Origin of the sequence: Latilactobacillus fuchuensis, from assembly GCF_900258455.1 — a bacterium.
Taxonomy (GTDB): Bacteria; Bacillota; Bacilli; order Lactobacillales; family Lactobacillaceae; genus Latilactobacillus; species Latilactobacillus fuchuensis.
This window is the reverse complement of the sequence record NZ_LT984417.1, coordinates 295,347-312,299: the sequence shown is the minus strand read 5'-3', so window position 1 is coordinate 312,299 and position 16,953 is coordinate 295,347. Positions and strand designations below refer to the sequence as shown.

Annotated in this window: 16 protein-coding genes and 1 pseudogene; 9 read left to right on the top strand and 8 right to left on the bottom strand. The window is 41.5% G+C overall.

The genetic code is table 11. The annotated features are described in order from the left end of the window. The first annotated feature begins 344 nt into the window (after positions 1–344). Positions 345–560 (top strand): hypothetical protein, encoded by a 216-nt coding sequence (locus tag LFUMFP_RS09870; protein ID WP_199190548.1) that lies wholly within the window; start codon positions 345–347, stop codon positions 558–560. A gap of 468 nt (positions 561–1,028) precedes the next feature. Here the strand turns inward: LFUMFP_RS09870 and LFUMFP_RS10045 are convergent. Further along, positions 1,029–2,015 (bottom strand): annotated as a pseudogene (locus LFUMFP_RS10045) (IS30 family transposase). Positions 2,016–2,234: 219 nt separating this feature from the next. Beyond that, the gene (locus LFUMFP_RS01425) at positions 2,235–3,581 is read right to left on the bottom strand and encodes a glucose-6-phosphate isomerase (protein ID WP_106482924.1); all 1,347 of its coding nucleotides are present in this window, start codon (positions 3,579–3,581) and stop codon (positions 2,235–2,237) included. Between the two features lie 444 nt (positions 3,582–4,025). Between LFUMFP_RS01425 and trpX the strand changes: the two genes are divergently transcribed. From trpX to LFUMFP_RS01410, 3 genes are read left to right on the top strand one after another with little or no spacing between them, the layout of a single operon-like run. Beyond that, positions 4,026–5,018, top strand: a complete 993-nt coding sequence (gene trpX, locus LFUMFP_RS01420) for a tryptophan ABC transporter substrate-binding protein (RefSeq protein WP_408609867.1) — start codon at positions 4,026–4,028, stop codon at positions 5,016–5,018. Next, a complete protein-coding gene (locus LFUMFP_RS01415; protein ID WP_106482922.1) occupies positions 5,015–5,881 on the top strand; it encodes an ABC transporter permease in 867 nt (288 codons plus the stop codon). Before trpX ends, LFUMFP_RS01415 begins: the two co-directional genes overlap by 4 nt. Beyond that, on the top strand, positions 5,878–6,633 hold the full coding sequence (locus LFUMFP_RS01410; RefSeq protein WP_106482921.1) for an ABC transporter ATP-binding protein: 756 nt from the start codon (positions 5,878–5,880) through the stop codon (positions 6,631–6,633). Before LFUMFP_RS01415 ends, LFUMFP_RS01410 begins: the two co-directional genes overlap by 4 nt. Positions 6,634–6,681: 48 nt before the next feature. On the opposite strand, the gene LFUMFP_RS01405 is transcribed toward LFUMFP_RS01410, so the two are convergent. Then, positions 6,682–9,276 (bottom strand): YhgE/Pip domain-containing protein, encoded by a 2,595-nt coding sequence (locus LFUMFP_RS01405; RefSeq protein ID WP_106482920.1) that lies wholly within the window; start codon positions 9,274–9,276, stop codon positions 6,682–6,684. Between the two features lie 183 nt (positions 9,277–9,459). Here LFUMFP_RS01405 and LFUMFP_RS01400 point away from each other — a divergent pair, with 183 nt between their 5' ends. From LFUMFP_RS01400 to LFUMFP_RS01390, 3 genes are all read left to right on the top strand, one after another. Next, a complete protein-coding gene (locus LFUMFP_RS01400) occupies positions 9,460–10,068 on the top strand; it encodes a TetR/AcrR family transcriptional regulator (protein ID WP_106482919.1) in 609 nt (202 codons plus the stop codon). A gap of 117 nt (positions 10,069–10,185) precedes the next feature. Then, a complete protein-coding gene (spxB, locus tag LFUMFP_RS01395) occupies positions 10,186–12,021 on the top strand; it encodes a pyruvate oxidase (protein WP_106482918.1) in 1,836 nt (611 codons plus the stop codon). Between the two features lie 212 nt (positions 12,022–12,233). Further along, positions 12,234–12,431, top strand: a complete 198-nt coding sequence (locus LFUMFP_RS01390; protein WP_106482917.1) for a hypothetical protein — start codon at positions 12,234–12,236, stop codon at positions 12,429–12,431. Positions 12,432–12,504: 73 nt separating this feature from the next. Here the strand turns inward: LFUMFP_RS01390 and LFUMFP_RS01385 are convergent, their stop codons facing one another. Genes LFUMFP_RS01385 through LFUMFP_RS01375 form a run of 3 tightly spaced genes read right to left on the bottom strand, consistent with a single transcriptional unit; the run spans position 12,505 to position 13,921 of the window. Then, on the bottom strand, positions 12,505–12,828 hold the full coding sequence (locus tag LFUMFP_RS01385; RefSeq protein ID WP_106482916.1) for a carboxymuconolactone decarboxylase family protein: 324 nt from the start codon (positions 12,826–12,828) through the stop codon (positions 12,505–12,507). A gap of 16 nt (positions 12,829–12,844) precedes the next feature. After that, positions 12,845–13,264: a MerR family transcriptional regulator gene (locus LFUMFP_RS01380; RefSeq protein ID WP_025082907.1), complete on the bottom strand. Its 420-nt coding sequence runs from the start codon at positions 13,262–13,264 to the stop codon at positions 12,845–12,847. Between the two features lie 15 nt (positions 13,265–13,279). Next, positions 13,280–13,921 (bottom strand): NAD(P)H-binding protein, encoded by a 642-nt coding sequence (locus LFUMFP_RS01375; protein WP_106482915.1) that lies wholly within the window; start codon positions 13,919–13,921, stop codon positions 13,280–13,282. Between the two features lie 157 nt (positions 13,922–14,078). Between LFUMFP_RS01375 and LFUMFP_RS01370 the strand changes: the two genes are divergently transcribed. Together LFUMFP_RS01370 and LFUMFP_RS01365 are read left to right on the top strand one after the other, a co-directional pair. Beyond that, a complete protein-coding gene (locus LFUMFP_RS01370) occupies positions 14,079–14,759 on the top strand; it encodes a VIT1/CCC1 transporter family protein (RefSeq protein WP_106482914.1) in 681 nt (226 codons plus the stop codon). Positions 14,760–14,780: 21 nt separating this feature from the next. Continuing rightward, on the top strand, positions 14,781–15,467 hold the full coding sequence (locus LFUMFP_RS01365) for a VIT1/CCC1 transporter family protein (protein ID WP_056950471.1): 687 nt from the start codon (positions 14,781–14,783) through the stop codon (positions 15,465–15,467). Positions 15,468–15,744: 277 nt separating this feature from the next. Here the strand turns inward: LFUMFP_RS01365 and LFUMFP_RS01360 are convergent, their stop codons facing one another. After that, positions 15,745–16,230 (bottom strand): hypothetical protein, encoded by a 486-nt coding sequence (locus LFUMFP_RS01360; protein WP_025082904.1) that lies wholly within the window; start codon positions 16,228–16,230, stop codon positions 15,745–15,747. A gap of 88 nt (positions 16,231–16,318) precedes the next feature. Further along, on the bottom strand, positions 16,319–16,942 hold the full coding sequence (locus tag LFUMFP_RS01355; protein ID WP_025082903.1) for an SGNH/GDSL hydrolase family protein: 624 nt from the start codon (positions 16,940–16,942) through the stop codon (positions 16,319–16,321). Positions 16,943–16,953 lie beyond the last annotated feature (11 nt).

The window sequence follows — 16,953 nt, the reverse complement described above, 5'->3', positions numbered from 1 at the left end:
CCTTGTCTATTGAAAGTTAGTGGTAACTTCAATATAACATGAAATTCACGTGGCGTTTTTTAGTTAGCGGTGGCTAACTTCATTATAAAATTCACCTTCCAATTCTTTCCGAAAAAAATTATAAACTTTCTATTACTGATACTTCTTGGAATTCGGCCACTATCTCCGTTTCTGATGCAAAAATTATCAAAGTAGAGCCATTTGAATACGATTCACAGTCTGGTAAAAAAGCCCAAGGATTAGTCATTTTACATGTATCCGTCAAACCATCACGGGATTTAAATTCAACTTATCCCGATCAAGGTACAATAATTACAAATGACGGTCAACAAGTAGATGCAACTATGCCTTCGATTAAAGGATTAACACTTAACTGGGGTGGCGAAATCGCCAACGGTGCTGATAAATCTGGCGACGTTGTTTTCCCAATTGAAAAACTCAGCAACATTTCTGATATTAAGTCGTTGAGATACAAATTCAACGCTAGTTATGATACTGATGATTATGATGACGAAAATTATAATCATGACTATGATATGACAATTAATTTAAATAATTAATTTAGAAACTCCCCCACTCTGGTGAGTTCAGCTGCGTTCGATTCGTGGCTAGGGATTTGAAACAATGAAAGGATGCTTGAATATGTCTAAACAAACTGTTGATCTACGAATAGCCCTGCTTGAGACGGCCGGTCAATGTTTCACTCAAAGAAGTGTTACATACGATGGAATCACATACACGGGCGAAACAGCGGTTAGTATCGGATTTGATTTGATTGCTCTCGTACAATCATTAGATCGTAAATACCTATCCGTAATAAAAGAATAGGCAAAAATATTACTCTAACTATTCACTAAAACTAGTATGATATTAAAAGATTAGATTAAGTAAGAAAAAGCAGAACTACTGATGTTTACGCATTTATAAAGTATCTATGATTAAAAAAATTTGAAAAATAAAAATCCTAATATAGGATTTTTATTTTCGAACGTAAAGAACATATGTTTATATTTTTGTATGACGAATTGTCAATTCAAATGCAACACTTTGTCAAAAAAGGCCTCTTCGGGGGTTTGATAATCTAAAACCTTACGAGGGCGTTGATTTAACTGCCGTTGACAGTTTTCAATGTCCTTGTTTGTATATTTTTTGATATCATTATTTTTTGGAAAATATTCTCGAATTAAACCATTTGTATTTTCATTTGTACCGCTTTCTTCTGGAGAATAAGGATTCGGCCAATAAATTGTGACGCCTAAATCCTCCCTAATTTCCGACAGAGTAAGAAATTTTACTCCGTGGTCTGGGGTTAACGAGAGCCTAAATTCCTTTGGAATTTCTAAAAACATTATTAATAATGTTTCATTTACCAACTGTGCAGTTTTACGCTACGCTCTACTAATTAATGTATATCTAGTTTTTCAATCAACGGCAGTTACTAGGACATCACTACCCGTTTTACCCATTACGGTATCAATCTCCCAATCACCAATTCGTTTTCGCCGATTAATAAAATTAGGACGTTCGTCTATTGAAATATAATTGACCTTAGGAAATTAATGTTTTCTTTCTTTGTTATGACTTCGCTTTCTACCACGATGTCTTAAGCTACGTATAAAACCCTTATCACCACGCGAACTAAGAGGTTGATTAAGGTTGTGATTATTCAAGTGTCTGTAAATGGTATTATAACTTACCGTTGGTAAGTTTTCTTTTTTCAGTCGATTTGAAATCTGTTCAGGCGACCAATGCTTTTCTTGAATTAGAGCGACGATTCTGTCACATAGAATTAAATTCTGATCGAGCAACCGTGGCTTATGGCAATTGCGCCGTTTATTAAGATAGTTCTTGTGAGCTGTAGAGGGTGAGCAGTGTTTATTACAGCGTTTCAGTTCCCTAGAAATTGTACTTGGAGATCGACGTAATTTAAGTGCAATTTTTCGAATTGAATCACCATTTGCCTTAAACTCTAGAATACTTTTGCGCTCATTTATTGTAAGATGGTAGTAGCTCATAACGGGTACTCCTTAATGTTTTTCTTGGTTGTTAAACATTGTACCCGTTATGGGTCTTTTTTATTCAATTAGTGTTGCACTTCAATTGTAAATTCGTCCCCAATAAAAAAGCATTTAACCATTATTTTATTGAGTGTTCACCGTAAAGTGCACCATTTCAATAAAACCAATAATTAATTGCTTCAAAATATATTATTTTAATGTCTTACAAACATTGAATTAAAGGCGTTCGTTTAATTCTTTGCCTAGTTCTTCAAAGCCGGGTTTGCCAAGTAAGGCAAACATGTTGCGTTTATACGCTTCAACACCTGGTTGGTTGAATGGGTTAATGCCATTCAAGTAACCTGAGATTGAAACAGCCATTTCGAAGAAGTAGATCATGTAACCTAATGTGTAGGCTGTTTGATCAGGGATGTTAACGGTCATAACAGGTACGCCACCATCAGTATGTGCTAAAACAACACCTTGGTAAGCTTTCTTGTTAACGAAGTCCATTGTGTGGCCTTCTAAGTAACCTAAACCATCTAAGTTTTGAGCGTCGGTTGGAATATCGATGTCACTGTTAGGTTTTTCAACGTTAACAACAGTTTCCATCAAGTTACGACGACCTTCTTGAATGTATTGGCCTAATGAATGTAAATCAGTTGAGAAGTTAGCACTTGAAGGATAGATACCCTTTTGGTCCTTACCTTCTGATTCACCCATTAATTGCTTCCACCATTCTGAGAAGTATTGGAGGGTTGGTTCGTAGTTTTCTAATAATTCAGTTGTGTAACCTTTACGGTATAAGATATTACGTAAAGCAGCATATTTGTAAGCATCATTCTTAGTAACGTCAGTGTCATTGTATTCAGCACGAGCGTCAGCAGCACCTTGCATCAATTGATCGATATCGCCACCAGCAACGGCAATTGGTAATAAACCAACGGCTGTCAATACTGAGAAACGACCACCAATATCATCAGGTACAACGTATTCGTCATAGCCTTCAGCGTCTGATTCAGTCTTCAAAGCGCCTTTAGCCCGGTCAGTTGTTGCATAAATCCGGCCTTTAGCAGCATCTTTACCATATTTCTTGATTAACTTATCTTTCAAAACACGGAAAGCGATTGAAGGTTCAGTCGTTGTGCCTGATTTTGAGATGACGTTAATTGAGAAATCACGGTCGCCAATCAAGTTAACCAAGTCAGTTAAATAACTTGAGCTAATTGAGTTTCCTGCAAAAATAACTTGTGGGAATTCACGTTGGTCAGCTGGTAACATGTTATAGAATGTGTTGTTTAAGAAATCAATTGCTGCCTTAGCACCGAGGTATGAACCACCAATACCAATTGCAATGAAGATTTCTGAGTCGCTTTTGATTTTAGCAGCGGCTTTTTTAATACGAGCAAATTCAGCTTTATCGTAGTTAACTGGTAAATCTAAGAAGCCGCGGAAATCGTTGCCCGCGCCAGTTCCTTGCCGTAATTGTGAATCTGCTGCATTAACCATTGCTTGCATTTCTGCAAGTTCGTTTGATTGAACAAATTTGTCCAAACGTGATGCATCGAATGAAATATGTGCCATATTCTCTTATTCCTCCTGTTTTTAAACACAAGTATACGTTAATAACTTTAGCTTTTTTGGCGCCAAAATGCAAGCCGAATCGTCCCATTTTCAACCTAGACCGTTATTATTTTCAAAAATATTTTTTCAAAAAAACTTGACTTATTTTTCATATGTCTCTATACTTCAACTTATCAAATAAATCGGAGGTAAATGAAATGACACATACTAACTTGACACAGTTGAATATTCGTTGGCAAAGCCGCTAAGTCAGGTTGTATTCGCAAATGGATACAGTCTGTTGATTGTATCCATGCGGCCATTCATCATTTATCGATTGAATTTTAAGCCTACATGGATTTTACTCGAGTAAATCCGTGTAGGCTTTTTCTGTCCCCTACATGACCGCTATGTAGGGGACTTTTTTATTTGTAAAAATCAAAGGAGTAATTGCCAATGTCTAAAATTAAACGTTTTTTACCACTCATTCTAATCTTCGGTGGGCTACTCGCCTTACTGGGCGTCAAAACCATTAAAGAGACCCGCCAAGCTAAATTACCAACCGTTGCCATTTTACAACCACTCTCACATCCCGCTTTAGATGAAATTCATCGGGGGATTATCGCCGGTTTAGCCTCTGCCGGTTACCATAATAAGCAGAATATCAAAATTGATTTTCAAAACGCCCAAAACGATCAAAGTAATTTGCGTTTAATGAGCAATCGCTTTGTCACTGAGAAAGCGAAAGTCACAATCGGGATTGCGACGCCGGCCGCCCAAAGCTTGGCCAATGCCACTAAAAAGATTCCCGTGATTCTCGGTGCGGTCACTGATCCCGCTAGTGCTAACCTAGTCCACAATAACCAACGACCGGGCGCCAACATTACTGGCGTTTCGGATCGCGCACCGATTCAAAAGCAATTAGCTTTAATGCAAACAATTATGCCCCAACTTAAAACGGTTGGCGTACTCTACTCAAGCAGTGATAACTCGGCTACCAGTCAAATGCGTTTGTTCAAGAAAATAGCAAAAAAAGCTGGTTTAACGGTTGTCGAAGCGAGTCTCAGTTCGGTCAACGATCTCGAACAAGTCAGTCAAACCCTCGCACCCAAAGTCGATGCGATTTACGTGCCAACCGACAATACAATCGCCAGTGCGATGGGCACACTCGTCCGCACGACTGATAAAACCAAAACACCGGTCTTCCCCTCGGCCGAAACGATGGTTAAAGATGGCGGCCTCGCAACTGTCGGCCTCAGTCAATACGATTTAGGGGTCGAAACCGGTAAGATGGCCGCCCAAGTCTTAAGTGGCAAAGCAAAACCAGCCACCACACCTATTCATTATCTACGTAAAGGCCACTTAGTGTTAAATCTCAAAAAAGCTAAAGCGTTACACATCACAATTCCTAAAGATACCATCAAAACCGCTCAACAGAAAGGCACGGTGATCAAATGACCTTAATCACTTCGACCATTGACCAAGGGCTGCTCTGGAGTCTACTGAGTCTCGGCGTCTTCATCACCTTCCGAATTTTAAAATTCCCCGACATGACCGTTGAAGGCAGTTTTCCACTCGGTGCAGCCGTGACCGCCATCATGTTGCAAAATCACCACAACCTACTATTAACCTTACTTGTGACGTTTATCGGTGGCTGTTTAGCTGGTCTAGTTACCGCTATTCTATACAACTATTTCCACGTACAAAGTTTATTAGCCGGCATTCTAACCTTGACCGGTCTTTATTCAATTAACTTGCGAATACTGGGCCAGGCCAATCTGTCGATTGATAGTCAACACAGTCTTTACGAAATCCCGTTCTTTAGTGGCCTATCAACTGACAATCGACTGATTCTGATTAACCTCGTGATTATTTTAGTCGCCGTCGTGCTACTAGTCGGGTTGTTATACACCGAATTTGGCCAGTCTTTACTGGCCGCTGGCGATAATCCGACAATGGCCTTATCACAAGGGATTGCCGTTAAACGGACTAACAGTATCGGTATTGTCCTATCCAACGGACTCATCGCCTTAACCGGTGGCTTGGTCGCACAATATAACGGTTTTGCCGACGTTAATATGGGGATTGGGGTCATGGTCATCGGCCTTTCCGCCATCATCATCGGTGAACGTTTATTAACCGGCCGCCATTTCTTATCGAAATTAATCAGTATTATTTTAGGTAGTGTTGTTTACCGGTTAATTCTATTATTAGTCTTACAACTCGGATTCAACGCCAATGATTTCAAACTCTTCTCTGCGATTATCCTCGCGATCTTCATCATCTCACCCCAACAAAAGAAAGGACTGACCACTCAATGACCGCACGTATGACCCTCAATCAACTTAATTATCAACTCACGACCGAAACCGATCAGAGAAACCTGCTGCAAGACATCAACGTCACGATTCAGCCTGATGAATTCGTCATGTTACTTGGCGCAAATGGTGCGGGTAAGTCGACTTTTTTCAACATCGTCGCCGGTGATTTAACGCCAACCAGTGGTCAGATTACCTTCAATGACCAAGAGATTACCAAACAATCTGCTCAACAGCGCACCCGTCTGATTAGTCGGGTTTATCAAGATCCAAAATTAGGCACCGCCGCTGACATGACGGTCGCCGAAAATATCCTACTAGCGATGCGCCGCGGTCAACGACGTCGGCTCTTCCCCCGACGACTAGCACAACAACGTCCGCAAATCGAAGCCTTAGCGAAGACCCTGCCCAATCATCTAGAGGCGCAACTCGACAAACCGGTTAGTAATTTATCCGGTGGTCAACGACAGACCTTGAATTTCTTGATGGCCACCATTCAAAAACCTGAGTTACTACTATTAGATGAACACACTTCAGCCTTAGACGCGGTTTCTAGCCAAGCCTTGATGACTTTCACCGATACCACGATTCGGGAGAACAAGCTGACGTGTCTAATGATTACCCACGATTTAGCCGATGCCTTAAAATACGGCAATCGCCTATTAATTCTAAAAGACGGTCAGCTAATTGCCGACTTTCCCGATGCTGAAAAGCAACAATTAACGACTGAAGAATTGATTAAATATCTCCACTAAAAAAGAACCATCGACCCTCAAAATTTGGGCCGATGGTTCTTTTAATCGCTAAAGTTCAGCAATTTCGATGGTGCTCACCTTTTTGCGTTTCAATGAGAAGAACGCAATCGTTAAACCGGATAAAACGACTGTAATACCCGCTAACACCGCGACACTTGGCAATACCGAATTACCAATCATTAATCCGCTGCGCAACCCATTCACCGCGTACGTAATCGGCAAGTACGGATGAATCGCTTCAAAGAAACTATTTGAGAGTTGGATAGGATACGTTCCTGCAGCCCCGCCTAATTGAAGGACTAACAAGATTAAGGCGAAGAACGACCCAATTTGACCGAAGAGGAGATTTAATAAATTAATTAGACTGACAAAAGTTAAACTGGTCATCAGTACCACCAAATAAGTCGCGCCGGGATGCACCGGATTTAGACCGTTAATCAACATCATCAAGCCATACATCAAAGTTGTTTGCGTCATCACCTCTAATGTGAGTACAGACATCTTGCTTGCCCACCAACTGACGCGACTCTTTGGTTTGCGCCGTGGTGTGTAAATATCGTACATTAAACACATTGCCATAGCGCCCACATAAGTCGAAACCGCCATCATATAAGGCGCCATCGCCGTCCCATTGTTAGGAACAGTATCGCGTTCATGCTGTTTAGTGGTGACTGGTTTCGCAATTTGAGCGTAAGTTAAATCAGTCGCATGGACTTTTTTGACTTGTACGCCAGCTTGACCTAATGACGTGGCTAATTTTTGATTGCCCGTCGTTAAACTTTGTAAGCCCGTCCCGATTTGACCAGAACCGGTGGCCAATTGACCACTGCCTTGGCTAATCTTAGTGGCACCGGTGGCCAGTGTTTGCCCCGCGGTGGTTAAAGTCCCACTGTTGCTGACTAATTTTTGAGCTCCTATTGTCACTTTTTGGCTCCCCGCCGTTAACTGAGTAATACCTGCAATCAGACTCGGCGTACTGTTTGCCAATTGCGTGGTCCCACTCACTAGCTGAGTCGCACCATTGTTCAATGCTACATTTTGTGCAGCGAGTTGGTTGGTCCCCGTCGATAACTGTTGTGTGCCGGTCGCAAGTTTCGTGACAGCCGCACCTAATTGCGCCGATTGACTTTGCGCTTGATTTAACCCCGTCACAAGTTGATTAGAACCAATCGTCAATTGTTGTAACCCACTTGTCACGGTTTGACTGCCGCTGGCTAATTGCGTTAAATTGCCACCGACCGCTTGCAACTGGCTAATCGCCTGTTGTGCACCTTTAATTGCCGCTAACGCTTGCGCCTGAGTTTGCGCATTATCAGTCGTCGTTTGTTGCAACGTCTTAACTTGCGCAATCACTTGATCAAGCTTTTCAGTATTCGGTTGAGCGGCTGCAACGACTGCAGCTTGTTGTACACTGGTTAACTGTTGTGTTTCAGCTGCCGTTTGGACCTTGGTTTGAATCGTCGTTTGCGCCGTTTTAACGGCTTGTAAATCAGTTGCTAACGTCGTTAAACTAGCTGTCGTTGTTTGATTAGTTGTCTGGCTTTTTTGCAAATTGGTCGCCAACTGTTGCAATCCGGTTTGAACAGCCGTTAAATTGGTGTTTTGTTGCGTAATGCCAGTTCCAATCGTTTGTAACTGCGTCGTAATCGTTTGATTATTAGTCGCCGCCTTTCCGAGTTGCGCTTGCAAGGTTGCAGCACCGCTAGCGAGCTGCGCGACTTGACCCAACGCACTGGTTGATGCTTGTAATTGTTGCGTCCCCGTATTTAAAGTTTGCATATTTTGATTGACGGTTTGAACCCCCGCCGTATATTGCTGAACCCCGGTACTCAATGATTGACTGCCGGCTTGTAATTGACTCGTGCCTGACGCTAAAGGTGTCACTTTTTCTTGAAGTTGAATTAAGCCACTATTCAGTGTTTGTGTCCCATCACTCAATGTCTTAACGCCAGAAATATACTGGTTTAACCCTTGATCAAATTGGTTAGTCCCGTTAGCAAACGTTAACGAGCTCGCCGCCAACTGATTGAGATTACTGGTTATCTTAGTATTGCCGGCACTTAACTGTGTCGCGCCCTTAGTTAATTGTTGACCGCCAGCTGCGGCTTGGGTCATCCCTTGACCTAATCTTTTAATCTGTGCAAACATCGTTTTGGCGTAGGTCTCGGTAATCTGTTCAGAAATCTGATTGCCCATTTTCTCAACGGCCGTCGCTGATAACTTACCTGAAATAAAACTGCGCCCCGAGGTTGTTTCATACTTCAGCATCATTTTCTGGGGTTTGTCGGCCAATAAAGTAGTGGCGTTCTTCGAAAAATCTTTCGGAATCGTCAAGACCATATAATAGTCTCCCGATTTAATCCCACTTTGTGCCCGTTTCGCCGAGACAAAATGATAATCCAAAGACTGACTCTTCTTCAAATTCTTTGAAAGTTGCGACCCGATTGCCATTTTACGATTTTGATACTGAACAGGTTGGTCTTGATTGACCACTGCAACTGGCAATTGATCCAATCGGCCATAAGGATCCCACATCGATCTTAAAAAAATCACGGCATAGATGGTTGGAATTGCCAACAGACCAATTAAAACGACTAAGATTTTTTTATTTTTAAATAGATATTGCCATTCCGTTTTAATCATAATAATCCTCCTGAATTGCTGAACACTTTGTTAATTTACATTTTAAACAATCACCTTTAATTTACAATAATCACTTTATTCAAAAGTGTTTATGTAAACGATTCAACACTTTAATTGACACGGTGTTGATTATTTTGATAAATTGCGTATACTAAAGGCAACATTCAACAGGAGGATACACCGATGGACCGCAACCAAAAGAAAGCACTGACTGATCAAAAAATTCGAACCGCCTTTATTATGTTGCTAAACGAAAAAGGCTTCGCCAATTTAAACGTTTCTGATATAACGATTACCGCCGAAATTAGTCGAGGGACTTTTTATTTACACTATTTAGATAAATTTGATTTATTAGAGCAAATTGAACAAGAAATTCTCGATGACGTTCAAACACTCTTACAAAACAACCTTGATGACATCGCTGATCCTAAAATTACGATGCCTGAAGCCCACGATCATTTGTATAACCTTTTTTTCAAGCTGATTACTTACGGTTACCAACACCGCCCACTCTTCATCAGTTTGATGCGGCCCGATGTTGATGTAACCTTCAGTGATCGGCTCTATCAATTGGTCGTAACAATTTTTCGGGGTAAAAACGTTTTACAAACCCAGGCCAGTTATTCAACTGAAGTCCCTGAAGACTATGCCGAAGTGATTGTTATTTTAGGCGCATTCAATATTTTTAAACACTGGCTTTTAAAAGAGAATCCCGAAACACCGACCGAGGTCGCCGAAATTATTTTAACGAGTCGCTTCTTATCACCTTATAATCTCATTCATATCAATTAGAATCTTCCATACTTTTGATAAGCGTTTCACTTGTAATCGATTTCAACGTGTGCTAAATTAACACTATAGGGTTGTGTACAACCTAAATAGTGAATACACCTAAAGGAGTTCTTTCTCATGACTAACACAAAAACTGATCTACAAAAAACAATTCCAGCCAGCGTCGCTATGCTTCGCGTCATCGAATCTTGGGGCGTTGACCATATTTTTGGTTACCCAGGTGGTTCATTCAACTCAACAATGAATGCGCTTAACATTGAAAAAGATCGCCTTAAATACATTCAAATTCGACACGAACAAGTCGGCGCACTCGCCGCTGCTGCTGACGCTAAGTTAACCGGTAAAATCGGCGTGACTTTTGGTTCAGCTGGCCCCGGTGCCACTAACCTCTTAACCGGCCTTTATGATGCAAAAGAAGACCACGCACCCGTTTTAGCCTTAATCGGTCAAGTGCCTAGTAGCAATATGAATTACAATTACTTCCAAGAATTTGCCGAAAATCCAATGTTCGCAGACGTTGCGGTTTACAATCGCTTAGTGATGACACCCGAAAGTTTGCCATATGTTGTTGATAAAGCAATTCGTGAAGCCTACAAACACAATGGTGTCGCGGTTGTCGTGATTCCTAATGATTTTGGTTACGTTGAAATTCCAGATACCCCTTACAGCTCAAGTTCACCAACTGATCGCAAACAAGTAGCTGGCCCTGTTGCCACTGATGAAGAAGTGGATCAATTTTTAACGATGGTTAAAGACGCTAAACGCCCTGTCATTCACGTTGGACGTGGGATTAAAGACGGTGGCGACAAGTTAGTCGAATTATCGAAGAAACTTCAAATTCCACTTGTCATGACCGGTTTAGCAAAAGGGTTAGTGCCCGATAGCTATGAAGGTAACTTAGGCATGTCTAACCGGGCGGCTTCTAAAGCGGCTGATGAAATTATGGCCGTTAGTGATTTAGTGATTGCGATTGGTGCTGACTTCCCATTTGCCAACTTAATTTACCGCACACATGATTTCAAATTTATTCAAATTGACAATGACGAAGCTCAATTCGGTCGCCACCATTTCTTAGACTTCGGTATCTGGTCAGACGCCACGACCTTCGTTGAAAAAGCTTTGGATCGCAGCCAAGCCGTTGCCCCAAGTCCATTCTTCACAGCAGCTGCAGCTGATATGGCTAACTGGCAAGAATACCTCGATATGTTATCAAATCGCGAATCTGATCCTTTGGAATTCGAACCAATCTACAAACAAATCAATCGGATTGCCGATCCAGATGCCGTCTTCTCAATTGACGTTGGTGATAACATTATCAACAGTTTCCGTCATTTAAACTTAACGCCTAAGAACAAATGGGTGATTTCAGCCCTCTTCGCTTCAATGGGTTCAGGGATTCCTGGTGCTTTAGCGGGTCAACTCAGCTTCCCAGATCGTCAAGTCTTCCATATTGCGGGTGACGGTGCCTTTTCAATGGTCATGCAAGACTTAATCACTGAAAAGAAATACAACTTACCAATCATCAACATCATCACGTCAAACGCGTCATTAAACTTTATCAAGAGTGAACAAGAAGATATTCCAATGGACTTCTCTGGGATTTTCATTGAAGATCAAGACTTTGCCATGATCGCAAAAGGCATGGGGATTGAATCAATCACGGTTCGTTCTTCTAAAGAACTCCCTGCTGCTTTCGACAAAGCCCTTGAAGTGACTAAAGCAGGCCGTCCATTCTTAATCGACGCTAAGATTACCGATAAACGGAGTATTCCAGTTGAAGATCTTGAATTAACAATTAAAGATGGCGAATTAATCGAATCAATCAGTAATAGTTTTGACGCTTCTCGTCCGGCCGATAAAACTTACAGTGTGCCTGATTTCTTCGCTAAATACGATGCGCAATCATTAAAGAGTCTCCCAGAATTATTCAAAGAACATGGTGTTGAACTTTAAAACAAGCTGTGACAGAACTCGGTTATCAATTGAGTTCTGGCGCGCGTCAAAACAATAATCGTTTAATATTAGGATACTAAAACTTATATCACACCCTCTTTTTTGCTTGCCAACAATTAAGAATCAATTAAATCATTCTTGAACCTCTGACAAGCTAGACACAATCGTTTATATTGTTAATCAACAAACAAATTATGATGAGGTCACTATTGATGCAAAAATTCGAACTTAAAGCCTTACTTGCAGCCATTATACTGGTTGTCTTGGTCAGAACACTGATTAAATGGTGGTCACCAACATTATTTACAGATGGTAATTTTTTAATCCTGTTCATTGTGCCCGTTCTTTTCGTATTAATACTCATTAATTTAGGTCGGTTAATTTATCGATTGGTCGTCAGTCACCACTAATTGACTAGTGCCATCTAAAGAAGCCATCATCCGTTAACATTCTGGATGATGGCTTCTTTTTGTCCAAATTCACTTAATCTTCTGTAAATATCGTTTTAGCCATATTAAAGGCGGACCAAGCTTTTGGCCAACCGACATAAAAGGCTAAATGGGTAATGACTTCCGCAATTTCAGTTTTAGTAATCCCGTTGGCTCTACCGATTTTTAAATGGGCGGGTAACTGTTCTAGATTGCCGCCCGAAATCAAAGCTGAAATCGTAATTAAACTCCGTTGGTGCGCTGATAATTGTGTTTCGCGCGACCACACTTCACCGAACAAAACATCATCATTTAATTCAGCAAATTTCGGCGCAAAATCACCTAATTTATCGCGACCAGCTGTTTGTTTTTTTGCCATTTAAATCACTCCTTTATTAATCATCAAAACGTTGTAGATAATTTTCGAAACTTTCATCTTCATTAATGGTTCGATCGACCTTACCGTCATACCAATCAATCTTATGGCTCAATACGGTTAAATGCGCTTTTAGTTCGGCCATTTCAGCTTCCGCATCGGCCCGTGTTTTTTGTAATAAATCCCGTCGTTGTTTAATCGTCGAATCACCCTGTGCGCGCAATTGAACGTACAGCTTTAATTCATTGATGCGCATACCCGTCCCTTTCAGATGCAAAATAAAACCGACCCATTTAACATCTTCCAATGTAAAATAACGGACATCATTTGCATCACGGTGCGGTTTAATCAAACCTTGTTCTTCATAATAACGTAACGTATATGTCGATAACCCGACTAATTTACCAAATTCACCAATTTTATATTGTTGTTCTGCCATGTTTTAACCTACTCTCTATTGATACTGGGGCCGATCACCATCCGTATTGGGTTGATTAATCCCCCAACTAACACGGTGGCCCAAGTTCGGATTATCAATCAATTTTTGAACAACGGTCGCAATACTCTGACGCGAAATAATCGTCCCTTTAAAGGCCGTGCCCTTTTCCGTCAATTCATAATTAGTGATTGGTGCATCAGTCATATAAGCGCATCTTAAAATCGCATAGTTTAAATCCGAAGTTTCAATCAATCGTGCTGCATCGCGCGTATCTTCCATGACTTGATGGCCAACCGCCTGTTCATTCCACCGACCAAATTCTCCGGGCACTTCATGATAAAGACCTAACCCACTGATATAAATCAATCGTTGGACATTCGTTTCAGCCATCGCCCGAACAATATTCTTAACCATTGGCTCAAACTGGCCACCCAGATTAGCGTACACGCTATCGACATTGCTCATCGCGTTGACCAATTGTGGGTAATCATTAACGTCCCCTTCGATCACAGTAACTTGCGGTTGCGTCGTTAAAGGCGCTAATCGGTCCGCATGCCGTAAATATAAAACCAATTGATGTTGCTGCTCCGCCAAAAGTTGCTTGATGACTAACTGCGCGACTTGTCCCGCAGCCCCTAAAATTAATATTCGACTCATTATCATCATCCACCATTTCTATTTGAATAAGATGACTATATACCTTCTAGTGCACTATAAGGCAAGTCCTAACTTGACTTTTGACATCAATTGTTTAAAATAGAATTGTTGCTACTTTATAATGATTATTAAATAAAATAAATTATCGGAGGCTGCTATGACAGATCATCTCTCTCTTGCTCAAAAAATTAATATTATGCGTGCTAGTGTCATGGGCGCTAACGACGGTATTCTGTCCGTTGCCGGTATTGTCATCGGCGTGGCTGGTGCGACTAGCAATAACTTCGCTATCTTTATTTCAGGCATTGCGGGCATGTTAGCCGGTACGATTTCGATGGCGATGGGTGAATATGTTTCGGTTAGTACGCAAAAAGACGCCCAAGAAATTGCCGTCATCAATACACAACTCAATCTTGCCAGTAATTATGACTCACAACTCGCTTTTGTTCGTCAAAAATACATTAAAACGGGGATTGCCCCAGAACTAGCGGCTAAAGCGTCCACCGAAATGATGTCCGCTGATGCAGTGACAACGGTCGTTCGCGAGAAATACGGCTTTGATCCAACCGCCTATACGAATCCTTATGCGGCCGCAGTTGCTTCCCTCATTTCGTTTCCAATTGGTTCTATTCTACCATTACTAGCGATTATTCTACTGCCCAGCCACTTCAAAATCATTGGGACGATTATTGCAGTGATGATTGCCCTATCGATTACTGGTTATACAGCGGCAGTTTTAGGAAATGCTAATCGGCCCAAAGCCATTCTCCGAAATGTGATTTCAGGTTTAATCACGATGCTGGTCACTTACGCCATCGGTTCCTTATTTGCCCACTAAAGATTGGAAAGCTGACTTAATATGCGACTTAAAACAAAACAGAAACAAACCATGGAAGAAAAAATGAATACCTTGCGCGCTGGTGTATTAGGTTCCAACGATGGCATTTTAACCGTTGTTGGCGTGCTCTTCAGCGTTGCGGCAGCGACCACCAATAATTTCACCATTTTTATCGCCGGTTTATCTGATTTATTAGCCTGTGCCTTTTCAATGGCCGCCGGTGAATACGCCTCAGTGAGTTCGCAAAGTGACACTGAAAAGGCCGCTGTCGCGATTGAACAACAGCGGTTGAAAAATGCTAAAAACGATCAAATTCAAGAAGTCCAAGCCTTCTACGAATCAAAGGGGGTCACTTCCGAAACAGCTTTAGCCATTGCCCAAGATTTGATGCATAAAAAACCGCTCGAAACAATCGTCAACGTCAAATACGATCTCGAACTCGGCCATTACATGAATCCATGGGAAGCCGCTTTTTCATCCCTATTCTCGGCCGCTTTCGGCGGTGTCTTCCCGCTGGTCGCAATGATTTTACTACCTGAAGCTTACAAAATGACCGGCACAATTATCGCCGTCACCATCGCCGTTTCGATGACGGCCTTCATCAGCTCCAAACTCGGCGACGGCAAAGTGAAAGTCGCCATCATCCGCAATATTCTAATCGGACTCATCACCATGGCAATTCACTACGGAATTGGCCAATTATTCTAAAAAACACAAGCTGTGACAGAACTCGGTTATCAATTGAGTGCTAGAATCCACGGTTTGATTCTGAGCATTAGCCTAGTTTCGTAAATATAGTCCGGGTTATGGACTTATTCGCGAAACGTCGCTAAGCACAGGAATCAGCGGATTCTGGCACGTTTTCAATTGAGTATCGAGTTGAAAAAACGCCTATCCCGAACAAGGATAGACGTTTTTTTGATTTGAACGGAAATTGATGAGTTCTGGCACGCGTCGAAAAGGAATGCTTGCTTAAAGACTTATGTCACAGCCCTGTTTTTATGGCGTGAATGTTCACTATTTTATATTGATTATATAATGGATGGTCAATATCAGCGGTTGTTTGCAAGGCCCCAGTTGTATAGTTTTGATTAACCGCCACTGTGATCCACCCGTATCCATACTGACCAACCGATTTAATGGGCTGAGTTGCTTTAAAAATAAAACCGTTTTGCGCTAATTTTTGTGCAGCGTCATGTGACAGTGTTTCCTGTCGTTCAATTGCTAAATAGGCTTTTAATTGGTGCTTCGTCGCCAAAGAAGTCGTTGGTTGCTGAGCACTCACAAAAAATTGTTGGTGCTGGTATTGTAACCAATACGCCTTAACTTTCTTTTGATAGAACTGTTGCGGCTCACTGGCTACCGCTGCTTGTTGCTGTGATTGTTTTGGTTCTGACTGCTGCTTCGACTGACAACCACTTAATAAGCTAATCATCATTAATGTTAGACCCACGATCCTATTAAATTTCATAGCATTCCCCAATACGTTTTGAAAAGATTGTTTACATTATAAACGATTCGCGTTCACTAAAGCAACCGCCTAAAAAAGGGCCACTTCGTTAAAAGTGGTCCTTTTCGTTAGTTTCTAAATTTAGATTTAATACTTTAGCAATCGCCAAATGTCCCGCATCGTTGGGATGTAATGTGTCTAGACTTAATCGATCAGCTTGCCCGGCATTGGCAAACGATAACTCAGGGTGTTGGTATAAACTGATATGCGCAACCGCAAATGCTGTCGTCACTTTTTGAATCGCTTGTTCATAATCAATTTGCCGATAGCCCCAATGATTAACCGCCGGAAAGAAAGTCGTTCCAATCATGACGTGTGAAATAAAATAGCAGTCGGCCATTGGTCGTTGACGTTTAATCCGACCCAATAATTGACTCAGTGCACCATAAAACGTTGCGGCCGTCTGATCGCCAAACTGGCCTAACGGTGTATCACGTCCAAAATCATTAACCCCTGCATAGATTAAGAGTAAATCGGTATCGGTGGGAATCGCTTGCCAACGTTGCACCATCGGATCGTACGGTGGTGCAATGGTGCTCCCTGATATCCCTAAGTTAGTAACCTTAGGAATCGCTTGCCATTCTGCTAACCAATCGTAATACCATTTAGTCGCATAATGATTACGCCGATCCGTAATACTGTCCCCTAAAATCGTTAAATGCTGATACGCCAAGAAACTGGCCT